Source organism: Burkholderia sp. Ax-1720, assembly GCF_011753035.1.
GTDB classification, from domain to species: domain Bacteria; phylum Pseudomonadota; class Gammaproteobacteria; order Burkholderiales; family Burkholderiaceae; genus Burkholderia; species Burkholderia gladioli.
Map to the genome: position 1 here is coordinate 22,050 of NZ_VWWK01000083.1, position 6,566 is coordinate 28,615.

Annotated in this window: 6 protein-coding genes; 1 reads left to right on the top strand and 5 read right to left on the bottom strand. The window is 68.0% G+C overall.

Translation table 11 applies throughout. The features are described 5' to 3' along the window. Positions 1-27 precede the first annotated feature (27 nt). Positions 28-843 (top strand): pyrroline-5-carboxylate reductase, encoded by an 816-nt coding sequence (gene proC, locus F3J18_RS22060; RefSeq protein WP_166914184.1) that lies wholly within the window; start codon positions 28-30, stop codon positions 841-843. 107 nt (positions 844-950) lie between these two features. Here the strand turns inward: proC and ubiA are convergent, their stop codons facing one another. The 5 genes from ubiA to recG all read right to left on the bottom strand — a co-directional run bounded on the left by ubiA (position 951) and on the right by recG (position 6,518). Beyond that, complete coding sequence (ubiA, locus tag F3J18_RS22065; RefSeq protein WP_166914186.1) at positions 951-1,814, bottom strand: 4-hydroxybenzoate octaprenyltransferase; 864 nt, start codon at positions 1,812-1,814, stop codon at positions 951-953. Positions 1,815-2,014: 200 nt separating this feature from the next. Further along, complete coding sequence (locus F3J18_RS22070; protein WP_025098510.1) at positions 2,015-2,503, bottom strand: Dps family protein; 489 nt, start codon at positions 2,501-2,503, stop codon at positions 2,015-2,017. Between the two features lie 134 nt (positions 2,504-2,637). Then, positions 2,638-2,808 (bottom strand): hypothetical protein, encoded by a 171-nt coding sequence (locus tag F3J18_RS22075; RefSeq protein ID WP_166914189.1) that lies wholly within the window; start codon positions 2,806-2,808, stop codon positions 2,638-2,640. Between the two features lie 367 nt (positions 2,809-3,175). After that, complete coding sequence (locus F3J18_RS22080) at positions 3,176-4,135, bottom strand: LysR substrate-binding domain-containing protein (protein ID WP_013696697.1); 960 nt, start codon at positions 4,133-4,135, stop codon at positions 3,176-3,178. Between the two features lie 166 nt (positions 4,136-4,301). Then, complete coding sequence (gene recG, locus F3J18_RS22085) at positions 4,302-6,518, bottom strand: ATP-dependent DNA helicase RecG (protein ID WP_345891765.1); 2,217 nt, start codon at positions 6,516-6,518, stop codon at positions 4,302-4,304. Positions 6,519-6,566: the final 48 nt, after the last annotated feature.

The following is a 6,566-nucleotide window of genomic DNA, read 5'->3' on the forward strand; positions in this document are numbered from 1 at the left end:
ACCTTCCTGTTTCCTGGTCCAACCATCATGAAAATTGCATTCATCGGCGGCGGCAACATGGCAGCCGCCCTGATCGGCGGTATCGTCAAGCGCGGCACCGCGGCGCCCGGCGATCTCTACGTGATCGATCCCAACGCGGATACCCGCACGCGCCTGCGCGAGGAACGCGGCGTGGCCACCGGCGAGACCATCGACGCCACGCTGGCCGGCTACGACGCGATCGTGCTGGCGGTCAAGCCGCAGGTGCTCAACGAGGTGGCCAAGGCGCTCGCGCCGCATCTCGGCCAGGCGCTGGTGATCAGCATCGCGGCCGGCATCCGCGCCACCGACCTGTCGCGCTGGCTGGGCGGCTATGCGCGCATCGTGCGCACCATGCCGAACACGCCGGCACTGGTCGGCATGGGCGTGACGGGCCTGGCCGCGCTGGACGGGGTCGACGCGGCCGGCCGCGAACTGGCCTCGGCCGTGCTCGGCGCGGTCGGCGAGACGGTCTGGTTCGACGACGAGGCGCGCCTGGATGCCGTCACGGCGATCTCCGGCAGCGGCCCCGCCTATGTGTTCTATTTCATCGAGGCGCTGCAGGAAGCGGCGCGCCAGCTCGGCCTGAACGAGGAACAGGGCCGCGCGCTGGCGGTGGCGACCTTCACCGGCGCAGCCCAACTGGCCGCGCAATCGGGCGAGCCGGCAGGCGTGCTGCGCGAGCGCGTGACCTCCAAGGGCGGCACCACGGCCGCGGCGCTGGCCGCCTTCGACGCGCAGCAGCTCAAGGAACGGATCGTGAGCGGCGTGCTGGCCGCCGATGCGCGGGCCCGCGAACTCGGCGACGAACTCGGCCGCGCCTGAGCCCGGTCTTCGAGTGAGGCGCCGATCTTCGAAGCGGCGCGTCCATCAACGACAAGGCGGCCTCATGGGCCGCTTTGTCGTTTCCGGAACACGCGCGGGCGTTTCGCTCAGAACGCCGTCAGCGCGTAATGCAGGGCGATCCCGACGAACAGCGCGCCGCCGAGCCAGTTGTTATGGCGGAACGCCGCGAAACATTTCATGCGGTCGCGATCCTTGATCAGCGTGTAGTGATAGACCGCGCAGCCCACCGCCGCCGCCCAGCCCAGCCAGTACACCAGGCCGAACTGCTGGGTGAGGCCGATCCAGGCATAGATCGCGAACACCGCCGCGTAGCAGAGCATGATCGCCAGCACGTCGTAGCGGCCGAAGGTGATCGCCGAAGTGCGCATGCCGATCTTGAGGTCGTCGTCGCGATCGACCATCGCGTAGGCCGTGTCGTAGGCGACCGACCAGAACACGTTCGCGGCCAGCATCACCCAGGCGATCAGGGGCACGGTGTTCTGGATCGCGGCGAAGGCCATCGGGATGCCGAAGCCGAAGGCGATGCCGAGATAGGCCTGCGGGATCGCGAAGAAGCGCTTCAGGAACGGGTAGGTGCCGGCCACGAACACGGCCACCACCGACAGCCACTTGGTCAGGCCGTTGAGCGGCAGGATCAGCAGGAAGGAGACGATCGCCAGGCCGACCGCGATCGCCACCGCCTCCCAGGCGCGGATCTTGCCCGAGGTCAGCGGCCGGTCGACGGTGCGCTTCACGTGGCGGTCGAAGTCGCGATCGGCGTAGTCGTTCATCGCGCAACCGGCCGAACGCATCAGCAGCGTGCCGAGGATGAAGATCACCAGCAGCGACGGCGCCGGGCGCCCTCCCGAGGCGATCCACAGCGCGTTGAGCGTGGGCCAGAGCAGCAGCAGGCTGCCGATCGGCTTGTCCATCCGGACCAGCTTCAGATAGAGGGGGAAACGGGCAAACATGTCGGGGCGCACCACGGAAACGATGGCGGCATTGTAACGCGCGAGTGCGGCATGCCTGTTTCAGGCGGCCCCTGCCGAGGCGGTCGCCCGCGGCCGGGCGCACGAAAAAAAACCTCCCGTCGAACGGGAGGTTTCGCTGACCGCCGGCGCATCCGCGCGCGGCTGGTCGAACGGCTTGTCGCGGCCTTTGCCGCGCTCGCTTACTGCAGCAGCGATCGCAGCATCCAGGCGGTCTTCTCGTGCGTCTGCAGACGCTGCGTGAGCAGATCGGCGGTCGGCTCGTCACCGACCGAATCGGCATCGGGGAAGATCCCGCGCGCGGTGCGCACCACCGCTTCGTGGCCTTCCACCAGCTGGCGGATCATTTCCTCGGCCGCCGGCACGCCGCTGGCTTCCGGCACCACCGTCAGCTTGGCGAAATCGCCGTAGGTGCCCGGCGCCACCACGCCCAGCGTGCGGATCCGTTCCGCCACCGAGTCCACCGCGAGCCATAGCTCGTTGTACTGCTCCTCGAACATCAGGTGCAGCGTGTTGAACATCGGACCGGTGACGTTCCAGTGGAAGTAATGCGTCTTCAGATACAGCGAAAACGTGTCGGCGAGCAGCTTCGACAGGCCTTCCGCGATCTTCTTGCGGTCCTTGTCGCTGATGCCGATGTTGATCTGCGTTCCGTTGCCCTTCTTGGCCATGTTGCTGACTCCTTATCAATGAGTTGAACCGGCGAAAACGCGTCGAGGTGACCCGCCTGCTTCTGCCTGAAACGAGTGACTCTAGCGCGCCCAGTGTAACGTAGAAGATTCGAAAGGGACGGATGGCCGGCCCTTCAGGCCCCGTTCAGGTGGGCCATCGCCTGGGCGGCCAGCGTGACGATGCCGGCGAAGGTGATCGCGAAACCGAAGGTCTGGCGGAAGGCGGAAGTGGCGGCGTGATTGACGGCCGCGGCATGCGATTGCGCGGGGCGGGCGGCTTGCGGATTCTGGCCTTGCGTGTTCATGGCGTGCTCCTCGGAGGCGATATCGATCAGACGCCGAGCAGACGGTCAGCCAGATAGGCCAGGGCCAGCGGGCGCAGGTAGCGCACCAGGACGCGCGTCCTGGCGAGCATCGGGTCGTGCGCGGCCGACTGGTGTGGCTTGTTCATGATGGCTCCGTCGTTCGGGATGAGAAGCGCCGGGGCTGCTGCGGTTCCGGCGCGGGCCGCCTGTCGCGACCCATGGATGCCATCATAGAAAACCCTATCGTCAATGTGAATTTAATTGAATTTATTTATTCGATAGGTAAAGCATTGGGCAAAACAAAACCGGGGCGCGAAGGCCCCGGTCGGTTGGGTGCCGCATGCAACAGCGGCGGCTCGCCCCGGCCTCAGTTCAGCGTGGCGGGCATGTCGAGCTTGGCCACGCCGGGCAGGTCGCAGGCGGCGATCGCCTCGCTGATCGCGTCGATGGCCGGCATGCGCGTGAAGCTCTTGCGCCAGACCAGCACCACGCGGCGATCCGGGATCGGCTCGTCGAAGGGCACGTAGGACAGCAGGTCGGAATCGGCGTTGTTGGCCAGCGGCCCGATCTCGCCCACCGACATGCGCGGCAGCACCGTGATGCCCACGCCGCTCGCCACCATGTGGCGGATGGTTTCCAGCGAGGAACCCTCGAAGGTCTTCTGGATGCCGTCGGCGGTCTGCGAGAAGTGCATCAGCTCGGGGCACACGCCCAGCACGTGATCGCGGAAGCAATGGCCGTTGCCGAGCAGCAGCATGGTTTCCTGCTTGAGGTCGGCCGCGTCGATCTTGCGGCGCTTGGACCAGGGATGGCTGGAGGGTAGCGCGACCACGAAGGGCTCGTCGTAGAGCGGGCGCACCATCAGGCCGGTTTCCGGGAACGGCAGGGCCATGATGGCCGCGTCGATCTCGCCCTGCTTGAGCAGCTCCAGCAGCTTGAGCGTGTAGTTCTCCTGCAGCATCAACGGCATCTGCGGGACACGGTGGATCATCTGCTTGACGAGCGTGGGCAGCAGGTAGGGCCCGATGGTGTAGATCACGCCCAGCCGGAACGGCCCGACCAGCGGATCCTTGCCCTGCTTGGCGATTTCCTTGATGGCGAAGGTCTGCTCCAGCACGCGCTGGGCCTGGGTGACGATCTGGTCGCCGATCGGCGTCACGCTCACCTCGCTCGCGCCGCGCTCGAAGATCTGCACGTTCAGCTCGTCCTCGAGCTTCTTGATCGCAACCGAGAGCGTCGGCTGGCTGACGAAGCAGGCTTCGGCCGCGCGGCCAAAATGCCGCTCGCGAGCGACTGCGACGATGTACTTCAGTTCAGTAAGCGTCATTGTGGGTCAATCACAGGAATACAGGCGATAGCTTTAATTTATACACCGGATAGAAGCGTTCCGCCAGCGTTCTCGGCGGCAATTGCTTGTTGCGATGCAGCATAGATAAACGGGGACAGCCCGAACCTTGCCTGATATCCCGCGCCAGGCGCCGGATTCGGCGAAATCAGGCCTTCAGGAACTGCTCGCGCGCGCCGAGCCAGCGCGCCAGATGCTGGGTAACCACCTCGGGATGATGCGCGATCAAGGCCGCCGCGGCCTCGCGGGCCGGCTCGATCAGCCAGCCGTCCTGCTCCAGGTCGGCGAAACGCAGCATGGCCGCGCCCGATTGTCGCGCCCCGAGAAATTCGCCGGGGCCGCGGATCTCGAGGTCGCGCCGGGCGATCTCGAAGCCGTCGTTGGTCTCGCGCATGGTCTTCAGGCGCGCGCGGCCGGCGATCGACAGCGGGCCACTGTACATCAGCACGCAGGCCGACGCCGCCGTGCCGCGCCCGACGCGCCCGCGCAACTGGTGCAACTGCGCGAGCCCGAAGCGCTCGGCATGCTCGATCACCATCAGCGAGGCGTTCGGCACGTCCACGCCGACCTCGATCACGGTGGTCGCCACCAGCAGCTGCACCTCGTTGCGCGAGAAGGCCTCCATCACGCTGGCCTTCTCGGCCGGCGAGAGCCGTCCATGCACCAGGCCTACATTGACACCGGGCAGCGCGGCCGCGAGCGTCTCGTAGGTCTCCACCGCGGTCTGCAACTGCAGCGTCTCGCTCTCCTCGATCAACGGGCAGACCCAGTAGACCTGGCGGCCGCCCAGCGCCGCGTCGCGCACGCGGCCGATCACCTCCTCGCGACGCGCATCGGCGATCAGCTTGGTGACGATCGGCGTGCGCCCCGGCGGCAGCTCGTCGATGGTCGAGACTTCGAGATCGGCGTAATACGTCATCGCCAGCGTGCGCGGGATCGGCGTGGCCGACATCATCAGCTGGTGCGGCTGGAAGCCCGCCGGGCCGCCCGCTTTGGCGCGCAGCGCGAGCCGCTGCGCCACGCCGAAGCGATGCTGCTCGTCGACGATCACCAAGCCCAGCCGCGCGAACTCCACCGTGTCCTGGATGATCGCGTGGGTGCCGATCACCAGTTGCGCGGTGCCCAGCGCCGCGGCCTCGATCGCCGAGCGCTTGTCCCGGGTCTTGAGGCTGCCGGCCAGCCAGGCCACCGTCACGCCGAGCGGCTCCAGCCAGCCGCGCAGCTTGCGCGCATGCTGCTCGGCGAGGATTTCGGTCGGCGCCATCAGCGCGGCCTGGTAACCCGCGTCGATCGCCTGCGCGGCGGCCAGCGCGGCCACCACCGTCTTGCCGCTGCCCACGTCGCCCTGCAGCAGCCGCTGCATCGGATGCGCGAGCGTGAGGTCGCGCGCGATCTCGTCGACCACGCGCGTCTGCGCGCCGGTCAGCGAGAACGGCAGCGCCGCGAACAGGCGCGCCACCAGCGAATCCCGGTCGTCGGCGGCGCGGCGCGGCATGGCCGGCGCCGCGCGCGTGCGGCGCTCCTCGTGGGCGCGCTTGAGCGAGAGCTGCTGCGCGAGCAACTCGTCGAACTTGATGCGAATCCAGGCCGGGTGGGTGCCGTCGATCAGCGCGGTCTCGTCCGAATCGACGCCGGGATGATGCAGTTGGCGCACCGCGTCGGCCAGTGCCGGCACGCCGAGCGGGCGCAGGTACGCGGCCTCGACCTCGGCCGGCAGCAGCTCGGGCAGCGGCGTGCGCGCCACCGCATTGTCGATGGCCTTGCGCAGATAGGCCTGCGAGACGCCGGCCGTGCTCGGATAGACGGGCGTGAGCACCTGCGCCAGCGGCGTGTCCTCGTCGACCACGCGCACCGCCGGATGCACGATCTCGAGTCCGAAGAAACCGCCGCGGATGTCGCCGCGCACGCGCAGCCGCTGGCCGACCGCCATCTGCTTGACCTGCGAGCCGTAGAAATTCAGGAAGCGCAGCACCAGCTCGCTGCCGTCCTCGTCGCGCAAGCGCACCAGCAACTGGCGGCGCGGGCGATAGGTGATCTCGTTGTCGTAGACCACGCCCTCGGTCTGCGCGAGCTCGCCAGGCAGGAGTTCGCGCATCGGCGTGAGGGTGGTCTCGTCCTCGTAGCGCATCGGCAGATGCAGGACCAGGTCGATCGAGCGCGTGAGGCCGAGCTTGGCGAGCTTGTCGGCGGTCTTGACGAGCTTGGGCGCGGCCTTGGCGGCCTTCTCCTTGGCCGCCTTCGCGGGCTTGTCGCCGGCGTTTTCGGCATCGCCCTGCGCCGCGTCCGCGTCGGCCGATTCACTCTCGGCCGCCTTGCGCCGGCCGCGTCGGGCCGGCTTCGGCGCGGCGGCGTCGGCAGCTTCCACCGAGGGTTCGGCGAGCCGCCCGTCGGGTCCGCGCCGCGGCGTGCGCGA